This is a genomic window from Methanobrevibacter millerae, from assembly GCF_001477655.1.
GTDB lineage: Archaea > Methanobacteriota > Methanobacteria > Methanobacteriales > Methanobacteriaceae > Methanocatella > Methanocatella millerae_A.
Map to the genome: position 1 here is coordinate 1,303,564 of NZ_CP011266.1, position 22,843 is coordinate 1,326,406.

The following is a 22,843-nucleotide window of genomic DNA, read 5'->3' on the forward strand; positions in this document are numbered from 1 at the left end:
AAATATAATAACATTATAAACACAAAATATAAATAATGTGATAATGATGAGTGAAATTGTTACACAGGATTTATTTGCAACAGTAGTAGGACTAAAAAACTATAAAGGAAACCAAGTATTCAAACTCGGATCAATAGTAAAACTGATAAAGGAACCTGACAATGACTTTGATACAGAAGCAATAAAATGCGAACTGAACTATTCGGAAAAACAGGTTATCTTGCAAACAGCACAACAACTGTAATAAAAGGAACAATGAGTGCAGGAAGAATATATGATAAAATAGCTGATGTAAGTTTTGCTGAAGTAAAGTTTATTGCAAACGATTCAGTAATAGCTAAAGTACTTACTCAAGAAGAAATCGAAGAACTGCTTAAAGCACATGAAAATGATGAATTCTTTAATCTGGATGATGAATAAACACCATTTTTAACTGTCACCACCATTACTTTTTTTATATGATCTTTTTTTAGTAGAATACATTTGAAATCATAGTAATCTAAATAGATAAAACTTTACAATCCTTATTTTAATAGAATAATCTTTGCAATTTCATATCCGATAGAAGATATGGTGCTTTTGGTGAAGTCACAATCCTTGTTTTAATAGAATAATCTTTGCAATCAAAGGATTAGAACTGGAAATAAACAACATGAATGAGTCACAATCCTTGTTTTAATAGAATAATCTTTGCAATATGATGAATATATCGATTTAATCGATGAAGTTATATGTCACAATCCTTGTTTTAATAGAATAATCTTTGCAATAATGAAACTCCAATGGATGCAACACAATTGTATGAGTCACAATCCTTGTTTTAATAGAATAATCTTTGCAATGAATTAAAAGCTGCATGGAAAAGAAATCCAGATGGAGGTCACAATCCTTGTTTTAATAGAATAATCTTTGCAATGGGACTTCGCATATTCAGCTGAGGAACCCGGAAAAGAGTCACAATCCTTGTTTTAATAGAATACTCTTTGCAATAGGGTGTCAAATTCTTTCAAAATACCCAATAACTTGCAAAGAATTGTTTGACATAGGGTACTTTTTCGCAGATTAAAAATATTAAGTACCATATATAAAGATATGCGCACATGATATAAATAATTATTGCATTCTAATAACACCAAATAAATCAAAAAAAGAAAATTTAAATAAAATAAAAATCTTATTTATAAAAATAAATAGTATTATCGATTTATTTTAAAAATATCCAATTTTAAAATGAATAATTATTTTAACAAATTTTAAAAAATATTAGAAAAATTAAAAAAATTAGGTGATTTGCGAAATTCACCATCTTAAATAAAATGTTTTATATTCCTTTAAATATAATAAATAATCTACAATATTTTTTGATTCAATAGATATTAAATCTACATAAGTAGTTTTAATTCCATTAAAGTTATTTCATTATTGAGTTTATCAAGTATTGTTTTGATGAGTAATTTTCTGCATGATTCATGAATATAAATCTTACCTTCTTTAAGTTCAAAATCATCTTTTTCAATCTGATTTTTATTAATTAGTTTAAGAACTGATTTATCAACCACTTGCTGTCTGAACTCTTCCATCAAATCAAATACCAGACTTTTTCTTGCATACCTGTCTGAGTGTAAAAAACCTGCATATGGATCAAGACCTGATGTATGAAGTGATTTTAAAACTTCACTTGCAAGAATAGCATATGAATAATTCAACATTGCATTAACAGGATCAAATGCACCACGACCACTTCTTTTTAAAAAATTATACTCTTCATCAATTAAATATCTAAATCCAATCCAATATTCATGTGATGCTATTCATTCTATTCGAAAAAATATCTGTGAATTTTTATTATTTTGTTAGATAAATAAACTAAACCTTAAAAAATAAAACTGATAAAAGAACTTGACAATAACTTTGATACAGAAGCAATAAAATGCGAACTGAACTATATCGGAAAAACAGGTTTATCTTGCAAACAGCACAACAACAGTGATAAAAGGCACAATGAGTGCGGGAAGAATATATGATAAAATAGATGATGTAAGCTTTGCTGAAGTAAAGTTTATTGCAAACGATTCAGTAATAGCTAAAGTGCTTACTCAAGAAGAAATAGAAGAACTGCTTAAAGCACATGAAAACGATGAATTTAATCTGGAAGATGAATAAACACTATTTTTAACTGTCACCACCATTACTTTTTTATAAAATCCTTGTTTTAATGGAATTTTTTGTAATTAAGACCATATAACCCAAATCAAAACAAAATTTTAGTTGCAATCCTTGTTTTAATAGAATACTCTTTGCAATTAGATTTTCAGCATTAAAAGAACACTATCCAAATGCGTCACAATCCTTGTTTTAATAGAATACTCTTTGCAATGGGTAAATATGCACCACAAGACTTCGCATTCCAATGGTCACAATCCTTGTTTTAATAGAATACTCTTTGCAATAGGAGTCTGTTCTTTTTAATTTTTTAGGAGAGATAATGTCACAATCCTTGTTTTAATAGAATACTCTTTGCAATAGGAGTCTGTTCTTTTTAATTTTTTAGGAGAGATAATGTCACAATCCTTGTTTTAATAGAATAATCTTTGCAATAAAACATTGGATTATCAAAACTAATCCAATGTGGATGTCACAATCCTTGTTTTAATAGAATAATCTTTGCAATAATAGAAATCTTTGCAAACAAGGAAGGAGTAAAAATGTCACAATCCTTGTTTTAATAGAATAATCTTTGCAATAGTTCAAACCCCTCAAGAGTTAGAAAGGGCAAAAATGTCACAATCCTTGTTTTAATAGAATAATCTTTGCAATAAATTAGCTCCAGTAAATTATTGCGAAATAAATGAGTCACAATCCTTGTTTTAATAGAATAATCTTTGCAATATGAAAGAACTTAAAAGATATTTCCCTGAGCTAAAGTCACAATCCTTGTTTTAATAGAATAATCTTTGCAATAGAAGATGGCAAATTGGCTTTTAATGATGTATATACGTCACAATCCTTGTTTTAATAGAATAATCTTTGCAATGTCATACTCTCCAAATAGACGGGAAGATGAGTACCCGTCACAATCCTTGTTTTAATAGAATAATCTTTGCAATAGGGTGTCAAATTCTTTCAAAATACCCAATAACTTGCAAAGATTTGTTTGACATATGATACTTTTTCGCAGATTAAAAATATTAAGTACCATATATAAAGATATGCGCACATAATATAAATAGTTATTGCATTATAATACTCGTAAATAAATCAAATAAAGAAAATTTAAATAATATAAATGTGTTATTTATAAAAATAAATAATATTAATGATTTATTTTAAAAATATCTAATTTTTAATGAATTATTATTTTCAAGTAATTTTAAAAAATATTAGAATAATTAAAAAAATGGGGTAATCTGCGAAATTCACCATCTTAAATAAAATGTTTTATATTTCTTTAAATATAATAAATAATCTACAATATTTTTTGATTCTATAAATATTAAATTTACATAAGTAGTTTTAATTCCATTAAAAGTTATTTTATTATTGAGTTTATCTAGTATTGTTTTGATGAGTAATTTTCTACATGATTCATGAATATAAATCTTACCTTCTTTAAGTTCAAAATCATCTTTTTCAATCTGATTTTTATTAATTAGTTTAAGAACTGATTTATCAACAACTTGCTGTCTAAACTCTTCCATCAAATCAAAAACCAAACTTTTTCTAGCATATCTGTCTGAGTGTAAAAAACCTGCATACGGATTAAGACCCGATATATGAAGAGATTTTAAAACTTCACTTGCAAGAATTGCATAAGAATAGTTTAACATTGCATTAACAGGATCAAATGCACCACGACCACTTCTTTTTAAAAAATTATACTCTTCATCAATTAAATATCTAAATCCAATCCAATATTCATGTGATGCCATTCCTTCAATGCCAAATATGTCCTGTCTGATTTTTTCAGAAGGTTTGCTTTGAATGTTATCTAATGCTTTTAAAAGATTATTTAATTTTTTTCTTTGTTTAATAATAAAATCAACTCCACCACGAGATTTTGATAAAGTACTTAGAGTTGACCTTTGATTTTTAATTTTTGATTCGATGAATTTTTTAGCTAAATAACCACTTCTTTCATCATTTAAGGCATAATATTGCTGTTTTCGTATTTCAACATTATTATGTTCCATTGAAGATAAACGGTACTTTATATTTCCTCTCCAGTCAATAGCTATTACATCAACATCATTATCAGACAATAATTCTATTGCATCAAATGTGATTGCACCTTTTCCATTGATGATAATTTGGTTTAGGTCTTTTGGAAGAAAATAATCAAGTTCATCCCCATTTTCACGAATTACAATCTGATTGTCTCTTTTGGTTATTGATTTTCCAAATCCGTCAATTATTAGCCTCATAAAAATCTATACTTCAAATCACTTTCTGGAATATAAACCTCACCATCATATAAAATGGATTCTTTGCAGCTTTTACAAAGTGGAAATATTATGATACTGTCTTTATCTGATGATAAAAATGATGCTGTTTCTTCAGCCAAATCTAGTCTGTCTTTCGGTGATAGATTTCCTGCAAAAACGGACTTTTGAATTCTATATAATCCATATGACTGAAGTTTTTTAATAAAATAACTTCTTGTCGTATTGTCAGATATATCATAGGTTACTATTGTCAACATTAATCATCAATGATTTTTTTTACACATCCAAAACCCTGAGATACTCCCTTTCCAAGTCCGAAGTAATCTGGGATATCATAATGTATCTTGAATTCACCCATAAAAGCAGTCATATATACAGATTTGTATTGAACCAGTTTAGGTTCAAAATGAGTTTTTGCATATAATTTCTTATTTACAATTATCCCCAATCCTTTTGACATTGACAATAAGTTTCCCACCAATATTTTATTAATTAATTCTTTTTTTTCTTTCCATGTCTTTAAAGCCATATATTTTGGATAATTTTTAGTATTCAATCCCAGCCATGGTGTAACAAATTTATAATGCATTTCCTCAGAACTAGGTTTAATATCTGCTTTTCTTTCAAATATTATCTTTTCTTTAACATAATATCTTTTGTCTAAATCAAAATAATCAATTTCTGATGAAATTTTTTTAAGAATGTTGGCTCCTTTCCCAATACCTAAAATATGGATGTTATTATCAATTATTTTATATTGAACTAACGGATAGGTAAATAAAAACTTATCATTATTATAATGATTATGTAAAAGACCATATTCACTAAATTTATTTCCAACAAAACCTCTTACTTTTGAAGCATCCACCGACATATCTTCATTAACATCAAATACAATATTTACAACATTATACCTCATCATCATCACATAATTCTAATTTTATCCAACCCATAGATATGTCTTCATTCTTATTTTTATCAATTATTATTCTGGAAATAGGAAAATCATCTTTTGATATTTTTTTATCTTTTTTCTCATCTGATTTATTATTCTCTTTTTCCAAATCCTCTAAAATAATTTTTTTAATATCATTATACAAATTACTATTAGAATTTTTAACCTTTAAAGCCAAAGATGTAGCTAATAATCCTGATCCATATCCTATTTTTAAAACCGGTGATTTTTCATCATTTTTATTTTTTAAATTTCCATAAAATTTCTTTAATTTAGGAAGATTATATTTTTCACAAAATTTAATTTCATGCTCAATTAAATCATTGGAAAAATCATGAATTGCTTTGAGTATCTTATCCATTTTCAACATTTCAATTTTTTTATCATCAAAATTTAATAAATCATAAGTTTTTTCATCATAATTCATTGTAATTGAAAAAGACAATAAATCTTTTGTTAAAGAAATGGATTCTAAATAAATAGGAATTCCTTTTTTAAAGTTAGGTTTAGGTCCAGATTTATCTTTTGAATTTTTTTTCTTGTCTAATGAATATCTTGGTCTAGCTCTTGAAGCTTTATATACTTTTAAATTTTCAGTAGTGCTTGAATCAGAAATTTTTAAAAACTTTAAAATATCCTTTTTTGCATCATCATCCAATTGGAAATATGAATTGACAAGAGACTTATTTATTTCACCATTTACAACTACTTTATTAATGTCTGCATCATTAAAATATTTATAAAGTAATGCAGTTCTAATTGCACCTTTAATAGATGAACCAGGAATATATGATTCATTGAAAACCTTAATATTTTCATTAATCTTATTGTCTTCGTTAAAATCATCAGAACCATTAAGAGTAAAACTATATCTAATACAATCTTCTCTAACTTTATCAAAAACTGCTTTGTTCTCACATAAATCTTCAATGAATTTATTTTGTTTCTCTTCATTGTCTAATGATTTGAAATATTTTAATAAATTTATTCTATTATATTTACTTTTTACTTTAATAAGTTCTGAAACTAAATATTCTTCCCCAGAACCTATATGGACAGGCGTGATTGTTCGTATATTAAAATTATATTTTTCAGAAATCTTCATTCAATCACCTTGTTTATATTTTAATGGAAAAGCATAACCATATTCAAATGCCTTTGTTCCTACTGGAACAAATGAACCATAAATTTCATTATAATTATTAAAAGTGGAGCCCTCCATAAAAAATCTAACTTGTTTTCTTACTTCACCATTTTTATCCCTGCTTCTTTTAAATCCCAATTCATAACATGATTCATTGTCAATGTTTTTTATTTCATCAATTTCAGGAATAAATCTGGAAAGTGTTAAAAAACGGTTTCCTTTTTTACAAATATTTAAATCAGAAATGTTTAAATCTTCAATTCTATAATCAAAATGACCACTTCCTGTTGATATATTACTACCAAAACCACGGTCTTTAAGGAATCTTAATGCTGATTCAACAACTTTTTTATAGTTATCTTCGAAAAATTCTATAAAAAAGAACAATTCCATATTTTCACTATATCTTAATCCTTCACTATAAAATATATCTGTTTTGTTGTTTAATCTATGAACAGCATTATTTGGTCTAATTGTATTTTTAACTTTAAATATTTCATATGATTCCTTAGGCATTAAGAATTTATCATCCATTTGAACATAATCCGAATAATTATTTAATATATCTGACTCTGTAATTTCACCATTAATGCAACTGAAAAATATGCTTTCTTCCAAATATTCAACTTTTTTAAATTTTTTTAAAAAATCTGTATTGAAAGATTTTAGTTCACTGTTCAGAATAATTTTAGGAAAAAATCGTTTAATACCCGCATTTGTTTCGACACATGGAAAAGCTGATGAAAACAAAAATGGAGGATTTTCATTAAATTTATCAATTAATTCTTTTAAAAACTCTTCATCATAAATTTCACTAATAGCCGATAAGATTGCACCAAACAATCTATCAGAATGTAATTTAGGAAAAGTTGATAATGGTTTGATATAAACTAACATTATTTTATCCCTCAATTATAAAAGTAAATCAATGTTTAAAGTTTCAAATGACACATCTTTAAATAATGGATCTTTTTCTTCACCAGTTAAGTAAAATGACCTATCTCTTTCAGTAATATAAATATGATTAAATGAAATTTGACCAGAACCTCTACTTCCAGAACCTCCCAAATAATCATTTTGAAGAAGATACATTGATAATAAAAGTTTTTTAATTATTCTATTTACATCCTCATCTTCATCATATACCGAAATAATTATTTCAAAATTAAATTCAGACCCTTTAGGTACTCTTTCAATATTTCTAGGGACTGCTTTTGATGTAATTCTATTAATAGTATTTTCCCATTTTAATTCAACACCTTTCAACAGTTGATCATTGTCTTTCCACATTTCAATAGTATCATCCGTTGGGTGTGCATCACGAACTAATAATCTTGTTTTAAAATTTATTCTGGATGATTCATCTTTAATATTTTCAGGAGTGGTTCCAAATAATTTTACTGCATCACAATCAATACAAGTTGAAACGATAACATCATTGTCTTCTTTAGCATTGTTGATAATGCTTTGACAAGATTCTGGATCACTTAATTCAAAGAGTGAACGTAGTTTTCCTTTAATTGAAGAACCTGGAATATATGGAAAACCAGTAATACTGTCTCTAACAATAGGACTATCACTTCCCCCAATTTCTACTGTATCACTAGAATCACCTATATGAAGACCCGTTTCACAAGTAATTATCCCTTTAATTATAATATTTTTTCTAAACATGTTTATTCCCCCAAATAGTTATGATAAGCCACAATAGATTCAAATAACTGAACAAAACGTTCAAAATTTTTTTCTTTTATTTCATCATCAGTTCCTTGATTAATTTTTTCAATGCAAAATTCCATAAAATTATAAAATCCATAAGATATTTTTTCCTGTGCTAACTTAGATGCTAATCTAGGTTTTAATAAAAGCAATTGAGGTTTGATTTCACTCCATTCATTAGAATATCTATCAATTTTTTTAATATGCGCATAATAATTTCTTAATTGAGTGTGTGATACATCTTCGATAAATGCCTCGGCTAATTCATAAGCCAAACCATTATCATCTGTAATTTCATCTATGGTAATTTTATAAAAATCTTTATTCTCATTTCTAATTTTAAATTCATCAACTTTCGGTGAAGAAATATTTTTATTTTTCTTGTTTTTAGAGTTATTATCTCTAGCCATAATATCACCTTAATCTTAAACTGCTCCATGAAACCGGAACTCTAATCCATGGCATAAATTCTAATAATTCATCTTTCAATTCTTCTTTTAGTTGTTTGTTTTTTATAATTCTTAATTTATAATATAAACTAGGAACATATGCTTTTTTAGAAAATTTAGATATATTGTATTCCTCCCAAGATTCAGCACTATATTCATTAAGTTCACCAATGTCTGTTTTATGTTCCCACATATGCAATAAAGAATAGACAAAACCCGCTGAAAGTTTGCCCGATTCTCTTAACTCCTCTAATTTTTTTGAAAAATCAAAAATTTTATCAAAACCTGGGTAAACTTCACCATCAGTATGCCAAGCCAATACCTGATTAAATACAGTTATTTTATTCCTACCACATTCTTTTGATTTTTCCAAATCATTATCTGCCATTATTGCAGCTTTTCCTATAGGGAATTTTGAACTATAAATTTTAATTCCAGCTGAAATATTTATTGAGTCATTATTGCATGTCCATTTTTTAAATTTATCTCTAAATAATTGTGCAAATTCAATAATATCATCATATGGTCCAACAACAAGTAAATCATCACCGCCAGAATAATTTATATAAATAGTTGAAATTCCATTTGATTTACTTGAAATATCAGATCTATTTTTTGGTTTGAAAATATCATATGATTTATTGTCATTTTCAAAAGTTATTTTTCCAACATGATTGTAATTATTTGAATCATCACAATCAGTATAAACCTTAAATTCATTGACTATATTATTTATTAAACCTGAAAAGAATAAATCCATATTGAAGCTTAAAGATGAACTTTTAGATATGTTAATTGATTTATCAAATCCCTGTGAGAATATTTTTCCCAAATTATCAACATCCATCTTTAAAACACCAAGTTTTTTTGAGCCTTTACTGCATTGAGCTAAATGTTCAAAATATAGAATATTATCATTAATTGAAGGCACATTATTTCCAAGGAATTTAAAATCAAATGAAACATTATTATTTTCAGTGTTTGCATACTCCAAAAATTCCGTGTTATTCAACTTGTAAACATAAAATTTAACATCAGAGTTTTTATCCAATATTTTGGATATATCTTTCTTAGAGAAAATAAAACCAATTTCTAAATCAGAATTATAAAAACTTGATTCAGGTAATTTTTTACCAGAATATTTAATTAGATATTTGGCATTAGCAACATCACGTCCTAAATTAACATGACTTTCACAAGTATCACAAAAACTCTCGTTAGTTGTTTGATTCCCACAAACATGACATAAATCCTTTACTTTACAGGTTTTAGAAGATAAACTAAACAATTCCTCCAATTTGCCTTGGAATTTATGCTTTTTATTTTCAGATAATTTAGCATTCAATAAAGATAAAATATCATTAAAGTTATTTAAATCTTCATTTGATGCATCAACAGATTCAATAGCAAGATATAATTCAGCATTAAATTCATTAATGAAAAATCTATTTATATCATCATTTATTCTTTTGATACATTCATCAGTTTGATTAGTATTTGGCGCAATTATAGTAAATCTTCCACCACCACAGAATAAAATGTTAGTTGAATCTAAATCTAATGAATGAATAATATTTGAAGTAATAGCTTCAGATAATAAAGTTAAATAAAGTGATCTACCTCTTAAACGTTTACTCATATCTTTTTGAGCATCTTTTGGTGAAGAAACCCTATAAATAAAATTTTGTATCCCTGAAATATCTCCATTTATTATGGTGTATATATTTTTTTCATCATTATCTTCTAAATTAAACAAATAATTACAATTAGCCAATGCAACAGATGTCTTGATATCATCATATAAAGAAACATCATCTTCATCCAAATAAGTTAGAGAAGGTATTGCATAAGTATACTTTTTAACAATAGCTAAAACTGTTTCAAATTCATAAAAATTTGGAATAGATTCAAACTCATTTTTAAATTTTTTCCATAAAGAGTTATAATCTAATTCAGTATTATTTGGTGTAGGATAAATTTCTTCAGACAAGTCCAATTCTTTTAATGGAACAAACATTTCAGAATATGAACTTTTTTTTAGAATATCAATATTTGAAAAAATAGAAGTTAATTGTTTATTCGAGGTTTTTGATTCATCAATACGATTATCTGAATTTGGACGGTAATTAGCGTTTTGAAGTATCCAAAGCATATTATCGTCAATATTATTTAGATGATGATTAAGCACTAAATTTTCAATTTGACTATTATAATAATCTTTTACAAAATCAGCAGACCATTTATTATGTGTACCATAAATTTTATCATCATCTAACTTTTCATATTTAGAATCATATGAAATACTGGGCTCATTTGAATAAGCTCTTTGATAAAATTTACCAATATCCTTAAATAGTGCTGCAAATTTTAAGTTAAGGTATTCTCCCATTTAATGACACCTCCTAAAATCTTATTAATACTTTGTGTATAAATGTATTTAAAATTATCTAAATAATAGGGAATTGGGTTTGATTTAAATACTTATCCAAATCATTAAATAAAATATTTGCCGCTTCCAATACTAATTGTTCAAATTTCAAATAATCATCCTTTGTTTGAAAACTCAAACCATGAGCTAAAATGGATTTATTACGATGGCTTGAACACTCTAAAATTTCATTAGCATTTTCAGCATAAAAAATACCCAAATCATCATCCAGATTTAAAAGCAAATCATAATCTTTTATTAAGCCAATTTTAACATCATCATTTAAATCAGATCTGCATGAATCTAAAGTATTTAAATAATCATCAGTTAATCCGTATTTTTTAAGAGATTCCAAATCCACTTTTGAAGTAATAATGTCATATTTATTTTTAAGTCTAATTTGAGCTACCAATTCAAAAGAACGGTATAACCTTGCAATTGCATCATCATATTTTCCTTCATCAAATCTTCTTTTAGCGTTATTTAAAAGACTTGCTAAAATACATTGGCATCGAAGTTTATGATTTTTATCCACAATTGTTTGCAATGCCATTCTATTCTGTGATAACTGAACTTTTAGCTCCGGAAATTTTGAAATAACCTTATTTTGAAATTCAATAGTGAACAATTTAAAAGCAGCTTCATAATTAATGTTATCAAAATTATAATATATATCAAATAATCCTTCATATACTTCTTTATCATCTGATTCAACTATTTCATTTAACAGTAATTTTCCTGCTTCAAAACGATTTGAATTGAATAATTCTTTAATTTTTACTAACTGCAATTCATCATATACTGGATAAATATTTTGTGTGCGAATTGTTTCAGTTCCAGAACTTACAGTACCTTTATCACGTTTACCTACAACAGAAACCAATTTTTTATGACATACCATTGAAGTGAATGCTGCTGCAACAGACATTGTTTTAGTACCTGAAGTATAATCAATGATAACGTTTTCATCATTAAATTCTTCTGTTTTTACTTTAATTGCATTGAAATAATCTTTAAAGTTATCAACCTCTTCTATATGAATAAAATCAAACCCATTATAGTCTTCATTTAATTCATCTTCAATAAATGAAATTGTTTGTCTAGATTCATCAGATCCAAAGAATATTATTTTTTTGGGATTGTGATGTTCAATTGAAGACATAAGTCCATGAGCCAAACTCTTTTTATGTTCATCACCGCCAACACCTGTTCCAACAGTCATTAACAAAACAGTTTTTTTACGAGCCATATTTAATTCCTCCTTAATAATTATTTTAAGCCTTATTAACTAACTTCATTAAATATTTTTTCATTCAAACTTTGGAAATTTTGTTTTTTCAAGATATATTTCAAAATCATCACAGAACAAATCAATAAATTCGAACACCAAATCATGAAATTTATCATAATTATTTTTAGTTTGTGGATTAATGCCATGTGCTAAAATAGAATGATTTCTAGTGTCCAATATCTTTCGAATATGGCTAATATGATTCATATAATACTTACCCAAAGGGTCATTCAGTTGATTTAATAATCTGTAATCTCTTTCTAAAGATAATTTAATTTTCCCTTTCATTCTTTTATATTTGTCCATATGTTTTTTTGGAATAGAATAATTTTCAAGAATTTTAATATCGACATCCGATGAATCAATTTCATATTCATTTTTCAATTTGCTTTGAGCTATAAATTCAAAAGAGTTATATAATCTGGCTATTGCATCATCATATTTTTTCTCTTCAGCACGTCTTTTCGCATTATTAATGATACTGGCCAATATATATAAATCTTTAATTGTTTTTTCACAGGATTTATTTCCCAAAATTATATCTAAGGAATCTTTATTAAGTTCTAATTGACCTGAAAATTTAGGAAAATTAATTTTAAATAATTGATAATCAAAATTATTAAATGCTTCTTTGAAATTCACTATATCAAAAAAATAATAAAATTTGAATAATTTCAAGTAAGCTTTTTTATTAATGTTTAATCCTGTAATATCGCCCAATATAATTTCTCCAGATTCAAAACGATGATTATTAAATAATTCTTTTAGTTTTCTTATTAAAATAATATCATGATACTTATATAAATTCAAATAATCAATTTTTTCAGTTCCTTCAATGATTAAATTCTTATTTTCCCCATTAGAATATCTTTCTCCAGTTATAGCTACCAATTCTTTATTATATAATGTAGAAATTAATGCTGCAGTCATAGTCATAGTTTTCGTACCTGAAGTATAATTAATAATTACTTCATATTCATCATTAAATTTTAATAATTCATTTTTAAAACTTTCAAAAATTATATCAAAATTATCAACGTCCTTATCATTAAAATTAATACAATGCGAAAAGTCTAATTCTTTGTTTTTTTCTTTCAAATATTTCTCTTTAATTAAATTTACAGTATTTTTTGATGAATCTGAAGTGAAAAATACAACATAAGTTGCTTTAGTTTGCGTAATACATTTAAAAAGCCCATCAACCAATATTTTAACTTCTTTTCCACCCGTTCCCACAGTCATAAATAAAATTCTATCTTCCTTTAGCATTTATTTCACCTAATTTTATTATTAAATCATAAAACCATATCAAATTATTCTTAATCTAATTTTAATTCTTTTTTCTCCATACATCATCCATGATAATTTAAACAGCACCCCCATATTTTTTCTACTAATAAGAATTTCAAAACCATTGATATTTATCAATATAGGACATATTAAATTAAAAATTAATTATTATTTCCTAAAATCTCTTTTTTAAGTTTTTCAACATCTTTTTCATCTTTTTTCAGAATACTGAAACTTTTTGACACTTTTTTCTGATTGAAAAATATATCTTTTCTTTTTATTTCATCATCCTCATCAATATTTCCTTTTACAGTATTGTATAAATCAGAATTTTTATCATCACTTCCCCAGGTATTTTCACTGGATTCATGAGAATATATCTTTGAGTTGTGTGAATCAATAATTGATATTTTTTTGTCTTCATCCGCATCATCATTTAAATCAACAATGACATCTTCAGCATTTATCAGTCCTTCTTTTTGCCATATTTCTAAATCCTTTTCAATGAAGTTAATATCAAATATTTTTAGAATTTTATCCATAGGATGATTTTCACCCAATAGCTTATTTACCCACAATACATTAGGCTCTATGTAATGGTCATAGAAAAACTCTGAAAATTCCTTAAATTCATCATCACTTTTACCTTTATGGTACCAGTCGTATACATCATCAAATGTTACTCCGGCACGTTTTGAAGCAGCATCACTTTTACTGTCATTTAGGATTTCTTTTTTGACTATTTCCATCCTTTCATGCAATAATATTTCATCGATTTTTTGTTTTAATTGAAGGTATTCTTCACTAGATAAATTTGATTTTTTAAGTGACTTTTCATGGGTTCGACCATCAAGTATCCCTTCAACATATCTCTCCATCTTAAATGACAGATATTTGTCATGAAAATCATCATTAGTTTGATAATAATGAATTAACTCATCTTTTGTTAAATCAACATGGTTTAATGCTTTTGCAAAAGGTTTGTTTTTAATTTCCACTAAAAATCTTTGGAGGTGTTTTGGTATGACTTCATTTTCATAGTAATCATATAATTCAGAATATATTTTTGATCCTCTTTCGCCTAAAAGCAAAAAGCGGTTGATTTCATTTACTGAAACTTCAACATTTTGTGAAATCTCTTTTTTAGTTTGGTTATTCTTAAATCCGTCTAAAACCAAATCAACAATAATCTTCAGGTTTTTATCTTTAAATTCATCAAATAGCTTGTTTTTTCTTTTTAACCATTTGTCTACTATTGACTCATCCAAAGCAATGCTTTCACAGACTAAAGATTTTGTTTTTCCTGTTTTTCTCTCATTTAAATATTTGTCCATAAGGATTTTATTTGATTTAATGTAAAAGTCAGAATCGATTTTAGCATCATCTAACCACTGATAAAAGTCATCAACTGTGATTTTTGTTAATAAACATGAATTTATCAAATCATTTGTTGTTAAATGTATAAGAAGCTGCTCTTTTCTGTCATTTACGATTTTTTCATATTCCTCGGCGAACTCGTTTTCCTTGAATTTGGAGTATTTTACCAAATCATCATATTCCTTTTTGGTAATTCCGGCCTCTTCAATAACCTGAGATTTGGATTTTCCTTCATTTAACAATTTTAATATCAAGTTTTTCTTGATTTGTGACAGTTCTGATTCAAATTCAGGATAAAATTTTGGGAAAAATTCAAGCATTTCTTTTGAAATGTTTAATTGTCTTTCAATATTGCTGTCTTTAATTCCTTCTCTTTTAAGACTTAGATAATCTGTTATTAAGAGCCTGTTGAATATTACAAATGATTCATTGATATCATTTTTCTTATAGTTATTTAATTGGATTAGATACCATCTTTTCAAGTCCTTTTGCTGGATGGTGGTGTATTCAATACTGTCCCAGATGTTTTCAGTGGTTAAAAGATCTGTTTCGAACTTGTTTATGATTTCTTCGTTTATTATCTTAAAAAATTGATAGAAAGGTTCCTGTTTGTAAGAACCTTGTCTGTATTCAATGGTTTCTTTTATTTCAGTTGGTGATAATTTGTCTTCCCGAAATTTTGTTATCAATTCACCTATTCTTATGTATTTGTCGATTCTTGACATGTATGATTCAATGTTTAGATTGTTGAATTCATAGAATCTCCCTTTCACTTTCAATAAGTTGTTTTTAACTAAAGAATTGATTAACGGAAGAACATAGCCTTCATGAATACCATATTCTATCAAATCCTCTTTTGTGAATTTGGAATCCTTGCCGAAGCTGTTTCTAATACTTATGAAATTGTTTGCATTGTCAATCTGGCGGTTGCAGTCCTCACAAAAAATTGAGTAATTTGAATGGTTCGGCTCACCGCACACAACACAGTAGTCATATTTGAACTCCACAATCTCATTGAAATCAGGAATCTCCAAAAGCTCGATTTCATCATCACTGAAATCAAGTTTCAAAGGCTTGTATTCAGGAACTCCCTTGTACTGATCATAGCTGTCGCTGTCACGGTAGAACTTCTTGGCAATGTAGAAAAGCCTTTCATGTAATTGCATGGCCACAACATACTCGTTTTTTTCAATATCCTCAAAATTGTCATGGATATGGCTTCTCATGTTATAGGCGTTTTTGATTTTTTCCTTAAATCCATAGGCAATTCCGTCCAGTCTGTAGACTGCATCAATCTGGTCTGAAAAGTTCTTTCTTGAATTGTACTGGATATTTACTGAATTTAAGTATTGCTTTAAGATATATTCTAAAAAAGTGGTTGCATCAGCCTTTACGCCTGAAGGAGAAATATTAACCTGTTTTTCAATACGGTTTCCAAGCTTCCATAATGTAGTATCAAAATCCCTTAAAAAATCAAAATTAGACAAAATTACTCACCTGTTATATATAATATTGGAACAATATAATATTTAAATATTATAATTTTAATAATTATTAATATGAATAAACAATTCAAGGATTTTTACGACACTCTTTTGGAAAATCTTGACAATTACACAGGAGAATATGAATCCTTTATCAACTACGGACCAAATTTATTTAAATTATTATGTGATTTGTTGAATGCAGATATTGATGTTAGTTTAAGACTGCCTATTTGCGGTGCAATAGCTTATTATGTAACGCCTGATGATGTGATATCCGAGCAGATTTACGGTCCTTACGGATATATTGATGACATATATTTAGCAACTCATGTTTTGAAAATGGTTGCGGAGAGGCACGGGTACGAGTTTTTGCAGGAAAATTCCAATTTTGAAGTAGAGCCTATTGTTAAAGAGTGTGAGATGAAATCTTTAGAGATTTTAAATAATGATGAAGTGGAAAGTATTATTGCTTATATTGGTTTATAATTAATACCAGATTTACTCAAATCCTTAGAAAAAATATTTCTATTAAATATATTTTTTCTAATCGATTATTTAGTTTTTAACTTTTTTAATAAATTTATTTTAAGTTTTCATTTAAATAATTAATAATTTTACGTTTATCTGCACAATCACCGTTAATCCGTATATAAAATAATTTTGAATCTATTTTATAGATTTCTTTAGAATTAACTGAAATTCCATTATCATGTTTTATTTGGGATAAATCCATTATTTCAATAGAATAATCAGGAATTCCTTTAATAAAGTTAGTTTCATCTTTTTTAAATATTCTCACCAAATCATTATCATTCGGCACTTCTTTTAAACCATAAGGAATAAAAAAATTTATATCATTTATTGTAACTATGTTAAAAGTAGATATCAGAAATTTTCTAAATATATTGGATAATTCTTTAATAGAGTTAAGAACATCATCATAATCATTATAAAAAGTTTTTCCCCTATGTACAATATTGCAACGTACTTTATAATAATAATTTATTGCCCAATTTGATTCAATATCTCCAGATAAATGAAATTTCTTCAAATTATCTGTTGTATAAATATCTCTCTTCAATATCCAGATTTTTCTAAAGTTTCAATGAAAACTTGCTCATTAGAAAAACGACGATTATTTAGATAAATTTTGTCTTTATTATATTTTAAACTGCTAAATCTATCGATTGCAACCCATAATAACATATAATGCATCTGAAGAATAAAAAAACTTTTTATATCTGAACTAAAACTTGTTTTGGATTAAATATTCGTTTTTTAGTTAAACTATATATTAACTCCAAAGCTTCATTGAATAAAGAATCAAAATGTCCATAAAATTCTCCGGTAGTATCTTCTGGAAGAGAACTTCCCTTTTCAATATCTTTTCCTTTTAAAACTTTACAGTCCTCACCATTACATGTTATTTCCATCCATTCATATAAATCAAACGGTTCTGTTTTGCTTATAACATCATAAGCTTTTTTTTCAGAACCTTTTTTAAATTTAATCAAATAACCATATGTTTTAAAATTGTTGTTCTTTTTTTCATCAATTAAAGGAACTCCATCTCGTATATACATTTGATAATCTATGCTACTGTAAGAAATTTCATCAACATAATCTTCAATTTCCGAAAATGCCAACTGCCCTGGTTTAAAAATACCATATGCAAAAAAGGATATTCAATATTCTTTTTTGGAGTCTGAACACACTTATCATTACTCATATTATCACCACCAATTACATATAAATAAATATAATTTTTTAAAATTTATTATTTTATACAAATTCCAATTAATTTATCATATTTTCTAAAATTAAATAATCGTGTTTACTAAATAATATTTTATTAATCATAAATATCTCTAAATTTTGGGAATTTGGCATTGTCCATACATTCGTCCAGTTCACTGAATGTTTTCTTAGAATAATCAATCAATTTTTCGAATAACAAATTAGCATTTTCGCCATCAGCGGGAATTAATCCATGAGCTAAAATGGAATTATTTCGATTAGACAATAAATTATCAAGTTTTTTATCTTTTAAAAATTTAATAGCTATTTCATCATCAAAACACCATAATAATTCAAAATTTTCCTTTAATGAAAGTTTAAGTGTTTCATTTTTATAATTCTGAAAATCTGGTCTGGGAGAAATAAATTGCGAAGATTTTAAATTACTTTTACTGACCAATTCTTCTTTAGGAATATGAAATACTTTATTATCCTTTAATCGGTTTTTTTCAATGAACCCATGTTCATATAATCGTATTTGTGAAATTAATTCAGCGATTCTATATAATCTTGCTGTTGCATCATCAAATTTTTCTTCTTCTATTCTTCTTTGAGCATTATTCAATAAATCCGGTAAATAATAATAAATATCTTTTTCTATAATTTTTCCTTTATTAGAAATTTTATTTTCTAAAAATTTTATATTTTTATCCATTTGATTCATGAAATCTCTTTCATTTTTATAAAAATATTCTTTAAGGTTTTCATCATCATTTATCTCTTTTTGAATCATAGTTTTTAAATAATAACCCAGTGTTGTTTCTGAATAATCATTCTTATTATTAAAATATGGAATCATATTATCAAATTTATCCCATATCTGATATAATTTGACAATTTTAATATACATATCCATTCTTTCAGCATTATATAATGATTCCTTTGCTTTTTCAAAATAAAATAAAGATTCACTAAACTGATAATTATTAAAATATCTTTTTGCCCTGTTGATTTCAATCGTTGCAAGCTGTTTCATAGGATGGAATTCATCAAAGACTTTTTCATGGCCTTTTTTAACATTACCATTTTCCCTACCATCTTCATCAGATCCCACATATGAAAATTCACATTCATATCCAACTGATGCCAGAGACAGTCCTACAACCATAGCTTTTGTTCCATTAGAAATTCCTACATGAATTTCATATTCTTCATTTTTTAGTTCCTTAAATATTTTTTTTGATTTTTCATATGACTCCAAAATACTTTGAAAATCTTTTATTAGACATTCTCTTTTTTCAAATGAATCATCTGATTCTTCAATTATCTTTTGAATAATATTTTTATATTTTTCATCATAAATAAAATAAACAAGGTTTGGTTTAATTTTTTCTATAGATTTGACAGAACGACCGTATGCATCACCTACATGAATTATTAAAGCTTTCTGCATGATTAATCACCCCATAATTAAATGAATCAATTAATATTATCAATATGAATATTTACTGCCTCAATAGACTCTTTATTTTTTGACCTATCAAATCCTTTTTGAGTATAAAATGAAACATATAATCCCTCACCCAATGACAAAATATCATCTTTAAACTCAGAAACATTAAAATAATATCTTTCATAATCATCAGATGTTATAAAACCTGACCGTCCATTATCATGTAATTTTGTTATCATACCGCGCAGTAATTTTTGGTTTTTGAATTTGTTTTCTAACCAATACTCTTTAATTTGAGTTTCCAATTCATCCACATCCAAATTACTCTCATCAATATCCAATTTATCAATATCATTTGGAAGTGCAACATTATTTTCAAGTTTGATTGCTGAAACAAGTTCTGCATGTTTAAGCGCAATATCCGGTTCATCATCCTTTAAAAGTTTATATGTTAAATGATAAAGATTAACTTTAATATTTGCCGGTTCATCAGTTAAAATTGCATCAGCAACATATTTGATTGCATTTTTTTCATCACCCAAAATAAAATAATTTTCTGCAATTTCCTTTGGAATAAACCAGTCCTTTTTAACCTTTGAAACTTTATCCAAATAGACTAAAGCCTTATCTAATTGATTCAACTCTTTTAATGATTTTGCTATTCTCCAATTAAACCATACATCACTATCATTAGTAAATATATTAAATTCTCTTAAAGCTTTATCAGAAATCAATATACAATTACCATAATCTTTGCATTCGAAATATGCTTTTGAAGCATAATTGAAATATTTTTCTTTTCTAGATGGATATAACCGGCCATTGGTTTTATAAGGTTTATAATCTAAAAGAGTAAAATCAATTTTATCCAACCAATCCAAGAGACATGCATATTCTTCATTTTTATAGAAATAATCTAAAACTTTAAAAACTGATAAAGTGTAGGCACATGTTGAAGTTTTATTTAAATCACTCTGTGTGGTTAGATTCATTATCAATTTTGCCGAATCAATTAATTCTGTTTCATCCTCAAAATTTTTTACATGTAATTGATAAATGGACCAGCTGTAAAAAATTTTATCCCATTTCCCGAATTCCTCCGAATTTTTTAAATAAATTTTTTCATATTTCTCTAAAGCTTCATCATATTTTTTTGATTTATAAAGAGCTTTTGCCTCTGAAAGTTCATCTTTAATTTCATCAGTCATTTTTTTACTCCCATATATAAATTTTAATTTATAAAAAAGTTTCTATCCAATAATTGATTTGAATGTTCACAAGATGTTTCAGATATCAATAAACAATTATGGCAAGCAGAACCATTATATGCACCATCTTCTAATTCTACAGAAGAACATAATGGATCATTGGAACAAACCAATAAAGTATTCATGGCATTTCGCAATACTTTCTTAAATTCAATTTCATCAAATACTAAATCTACAAGACCACCCATTCCACTGTCATCACTAGGAGAAGTATTGTATATCAGTATACCCCCCTGTTCTGATTCTTCATCCAAATAAACCCTTTCACGCAATGAAGCAGATGAATATCCGCATGATAAAGATAAACTCTTAATTATTGCATGTGACAATGTATGCCACCAGATAAATAACGGGTTTTCTGTTTCCGGTCTGTCAGAGAATGCACTAATATTGTATGTCTTCCATTTTTCAATCGTTTCATCCAAACCATAAGCATAATCAAACGGATTCTCATCTGAAGTTATAAAAATTCCTTCACCTACACCCTTGTATGCTGGATACCAGATTTTATGAGGTTCGACATCTTCATCCTCATAGCCTATAGGAATGAAGTTATACTCATCATCAAATTCATCAGGGTTGCTGTTTTTAGATGGATGAGGTTTTCTTTGATATGAAAGTTGGGCAGTTACGGTTGTAAGTTTATATATTGCTGAAACTTTCAATGGAAATTCATAGTCCAAACATTTCAAATAGTATGGAATAAAATCAGACCTTGAAAAATTAGCACTGTCCTTTTTCTCACCTTTTATAGCATGGAACTCTTCATCAACAGCTTTTGTAAATGATGGATCTCTTCGGTCAACGTCACGATACTCTTTAAATAAATCAGAAATTTTATATTTTTCAAGATAATCCTCCAAAATCCAAAATTCATCAGGTTCAAGATACTTTAAAACAGCATCTTTGAATTTTTCTTTTGTGAATAATGACTCTATATCATCAACATTACTCAATGCATCCATATATGCTTTAAACTGAGAAATATTAAATAAATCCAGTATTGACTCATCAAACGTCGGAATTTTAAGAAGTGTTTTTGTATAAGGTAATCTTAAAGATGATGATTGTTTCTGAATAACACTCATCTTCTCATTACATCGTCTTGGACGAACAGGTTTTAGAGATAAAATTTTTGTGCCGAAAAATTCTTCATTTTCCGGAATTCTTCCACTACATTGCACTTTATTCTTATATATTTTTTTCATATTGGTACTTTCACCACAAACCGGACATTCTATGACAATGTCCTCTAAAGCACTTCCGAAAGCTTTCCAATAGAAATGATTTTTATTTAAGCAACTATTTTTTCCACCATGAACTTCAGAATACCAATAAACTTCATCCAGATGGCCATTTGGACATGCTCTAACAAAACGAACATTAGGATTTTTTTCTTTTTCACAACCCACACATAGTTTTTCATCATACGCACTGCAGTGTTCATCATTCATTTTATGAAAATATAATATTGTAGGATTTCTTTTAAAACACAAATGCCACATTGGAAACATTGCTGTAGAATAGATTACACGAGGTTCATCATCATCGATTGAATCGTTAGAAGGAATTGAAAGTAAATGATATTCCACTTTATCATTTTCATGTTCCATGTTTAGCAAATAACTCATACGAACATCTTTAATTTCATATTTAGTAAAAAATGCATCATTACAATTATCTTCACCCAATGCCTTAAGAGAAGGCATTAATCTGGATCCGTTAGGTCCCTCAATTATTGACCCCGGACCATAAACCAGAACAAACTGTGACCTTCTGATTTTTTGTTTATTTAAACTCATA

At 26.8% G+C, this 22,843-nt stretch carries 21 protein-coding genes and 2 CRISPR repeat arrays; of the genes, 4 read left to right on the forward strand and 17 right to left on the reverse strand.

The window, feature by feature from the left end:
* The first annotated feature begins 37 nt into the window (after nucleotides 1–37).
* Both SM9_RS12355 and SM9_RS12360 read left to right on the forward strand, forming a co-directional pair.
* Nucleotides 38–244 carry an HIRAN domain-containing protein gene (locus SM9_RS12355; protein ID WP_232299093.1) on the forward strand — a complete coding sequence of 69 codons (207 nt, stop codon included), beginning with the start codon at nucleotides 38–40 and terminating at the stop codon, nucleotides 242–244.
* Complete coding sequence (locus SM9_RS12360) at nucleotides 187–420, forward strand: hypothetical protein (RefSeq protein ID WP_232299094.1); 234 nt, start codon at nucleotides 187–189, stop codon at nucleotides 418–420. The genes SM9_RS12355 and SM9_RS12360 overlap by 58 nt, the downstream gene beginning before the upstream one ends.
* Before the next feature lie 94 nt (nucleotides 421–514).
* A CRISPR array of direct repeats spans nucleotides 515–991; the repeat unit is 37 nt; unit sequence GTCACAATCCTTGTTTTAATAGAATAATCTTTGCAAT.
* 391 nt (nucleotides 992–1,382) lie between these two features.
* On the opposite strand, the gene cas1 (SM9_RS05780) is transcribed toward SM9_RS12360, so the two are convergent.
* Nucleotides 1,383–1,811 carry a CRISPR-associated endonuclease Cas1 gene (cas1, locus tag SM9_RS05780; RefSeq protein WP_083495848.1) on the reverse strand — a complete coding sequence of 143 codons (429 nt, stop codon included), beginning with the start codon at nucleotides 1,809–1,811 and terminating at the stop codon, nucleotides 1,383–1,385.
* A 190-nt stretch (nucleotides 1,812–2,001) separates the two neighbouring features.
* Between cas1 (SM9_RS05780) and SM9_RS11970 the strand changes: the two genes are divergently transcribed.
* Nucleotides 2,002–2,163 (forward strand): hypothetical protein, encoded by a 162-nt coding sequence (locus SM9_RS11970; RefSeq protein WP_157064674.1) that lies wholly within the window; start codon nucleotides 2,002–2,004, stop codon nucleotides 2,161–2,163.
* A 104-nt stretch (nucleotides 2,164–2,267) separates the two neighbouring features.
* Nucleotides 2,268–3,107: direct repeats of the CRISPR family, unit length 37 nt; unit sequence GTCACAATCCTTGTTTTAATAGAATAATCTTTGCAAT.
* Between the two features lie 309 nt (nucleotides 3,108–3,416).
* Here SM9_RS11970 and cas1 (SM9_RS05790) read toward each other — a convergent pair.
* The 11 genes from cas1 (SM9_RS05790) to SM9_RS05840 form a co-directional block, all read right to left on the reverse strand.
* Entirely contained in the window at nucleotides 3,417–4,421 is a 1,005-nt protein-coding gene (gene cas1, locus SM9_RS05790; RefSeq protein ID WP_058739236.1) for a CRISPR-associated endonuclease Cas1, read from the reverse strand.
* The gene (cas2, locus tag SM9_RS05795) at nucleotides 4,418–4,699 is read right to left on the reverse strand and encodes a CRISPR-associated endonuclease Cas2 (protein ID WP_058739237.1); all 282 of its coding nucleotides are present in this window, start codon (nucleotides 4,697–4,699) and stop codon (nucleotides 4,418–4,420) included. Before cas2 ends, cas1 (SM9_RS05790) begins: the two co-directional genes overlap by 4 nt.
* Nucleotides 4,699–5,361, reverse strand: coding sequence for a CRISPR-associated endonuclease Cas6 (locus tag SM9_RS05800; RefSeq protein WP_058739238.1), 663 nt, complete (start codon nucleotides 5,359–5,361; stop codon nucleotides 4,699–4,701). The genes cas2 and SM9_RS05800 overlap by 1 nt, the downstream gene beginning before the upstream one ends.
* Complete coding sequence (gene csm5, locus SM9_RS05805; protein ID WP_058739239.1) at nucleotides 5,351–6,502, reverse strand: type III-A CRISPR-associated RAMP protein Csm5; 1,152 nt, start codon at nucleotides 6,500–6,502, stop codon at nucleotides 5,351–5,353. Before csm5 ends, SM9_RS05800 begins: the two co-directional genes overlap by 11 nt.
* Nucleotides 6,503–7,438: a type III-A CRISPR-associated RAMP protein Csm4 gene (gene csm4, locus SM9_RS05810; protein ID WP_058739240.1), complete on the reverse strand. Its 936-nt coding sequence runs from the start codon at nucleotides 7,436–7,438 to the stop codon at nucleotides 6,503–6,505.
* Nucleotides 7,439–7,453: 15 nt separating this feature from the next.
* Nucleotides 7,454–8,215: a type III-A CRISPR-associated RAMP protein Csm3 gene (gene csm3, locus SM9_RS05815; RefSeq protein ID WP_058739241.1), complete on the reverse strand. Its 762-nt coding sequence runs from the start codon at nucleotides 8,213–8,215 to the stop codon at nucleotides 7,454–7,456.
* Between the two features lie 2 nt (nucleotides 8,216–8,217).
* Complete coding sequence (gene csm2, locus SM9_RS05820; protein WP_058739242.1) at nucleotides 8,218–8,670, reverse strand: type III-A CRISPR-associated protein Csm2; 453 nt, start codon at nucleotides 8,668–8,670, stop codon at nucleotides 8,218–8,220.
* A gap of 4 nt (nucleotides 8,671–8,674) precedes the next feature.
* Nucleotides 8,675–11,098 (reverse strand): type III-A CRISPR-associated protein Cas10/Csm1, encoded by a 2,424-nt coding sequence (gene cas10, locus SM9_RS05825; RefSeq protein WP_058739243.1) that lies wholly within the window; start codon nucleotides 11,096–11,098, stop codon nucleotides 8,675–8,677.
* A gap of 58 nt (nucleotides 11,099–11,156) precedes the next feature.
* Nucleotides 11,157–12,386 carry a TIGR02710 family CRISPR-associated CARF protein gene (locus SM9_RS05830; protein ID WP_058739244.1) on the reverse strand — a complete coding sequence of 410 codons (1,230 nt, stop codon included), beginning with the start codon at nucleotides 12,384–12,386 and terminating at the stop codon, nucleotides 11,157–11,159.
* A gap of 60 nt (nucleotides 12,387–12,446) precedes the next feature.
* Complete coding sequence (locus SM9_RS05835; protein WP_058739245.1) at nucleotides 12,447–13,697, reverse strand: TIGR02710 family CRISPR-associated CARF protein; 1,251 nt, start codon at nucleotides 13,695–13,697, stop codon at nucleotides 12,447–12,449.
* Nucleotides 13,698–13,879: 182 nt separating this feature from the next.
* Nucleotides 13,880–16,582, reverse strand: coding sequence for a PHD finger domain-containing protein (locus SM9_RS05840; protein ID WP_058739246.1), 2,703 nt, complete (start codon nucleotides 16,580–16,582; stop codon nucleotides 13,880–13,882).
* 72 nt (nucleotides 16,583–16,654) lie between these two features.
* Between SM9_RS05840 and SM9_RS05845 the strand changes: the two genes are divergently transcribed.
* Nucleotides 16,655–17,068: a DUF1232 domain-containing protein gene (locus SM9_RS05845; protein ID WP_058739247.1), complete on the forward strand. Its 414-nt coding sequence runs from the start codon at nucleotides 16,655–16,657 to the stop codon at nucleotides 17,066–17,068.
* 94 nt (nucleotides 17,069–17,162) lie between these two features.
* Here SM9_RS05845 and SM9_RS05850 read toward each other — a convergent pair whose 3' ends face one another.
* The 5 genes from SM9_RS05850 to drmB all read right to left on the reverse strand — a co-directional run bounded on the left by SM9_RS05850 (nucleotide 17,163) and on the right by drmB (nucleotide 22,842).
* The gene (locus tag SM9_RS05850) at nucleotides 17,163–17,663 is read right to left on the reverse strand and encodes a hypothetical protein (protein ID WP_157064675.1); all 501 of its coding nucleotides are present in this window, start codon (nucleotides 17,661–17,663) and stop codon (nucleotides 17,163–17,165) included.
* 154 nt (nucleotides 17,664–17,817) lie between these two features.
* A complete protein-coding gene (locus tag SM9_RS05855) occupies nucleotides 17,818–18,228 on the reverse strand; it encodes a hypothetical protein (protein ID WP_157064676.1) in 411 nt (136 codons plus the stop codon).
* A 206-nt stretch (nucleotides 18,229–18,434) separates the two neighbouring features.
* Complete coding sequence (locus tag SM9_RS05860; protein ID WP_058739250.1) at nucleotides 18,435–19,772, reverse strand: TIGR02710 family CRISPR-associated CARF protein; 1,338 nt, start codon at nucleotides 19,770–19,772, stop codon at nucleotides 18,435–18,437.
* A gap of 26 nt (nucleotides 19,773–19,798) precedes the next feature.
* Nucleotides 19,799–20,980, reverse strand: coding sequence for a hypothetical protein (locus SM9_RS05865; RefSeq protein ID WP_058739251.1), 1,182 nt, complete (start codon nucleotides 20,978–20,980; stop codon nucleotides 19,799–19,801).
* A gap of 23 nt (nucleotides 20,981–21,003) precedes the next feature.
* Nucleotides 21,004–22,842 (reverse strand): DUF1998 domain-containing protein, encoded by a 1,839-nt coding sequence (gene drmB / locus SM9_RS05870; protein WP_058739252.1) that lies wholly within the window; start codon nucleotides 22,840–22,842, stop codon nucleotides 21,004–21,006.
* Nucleotide 22,843: the final 1 nt, after the last annotated feature.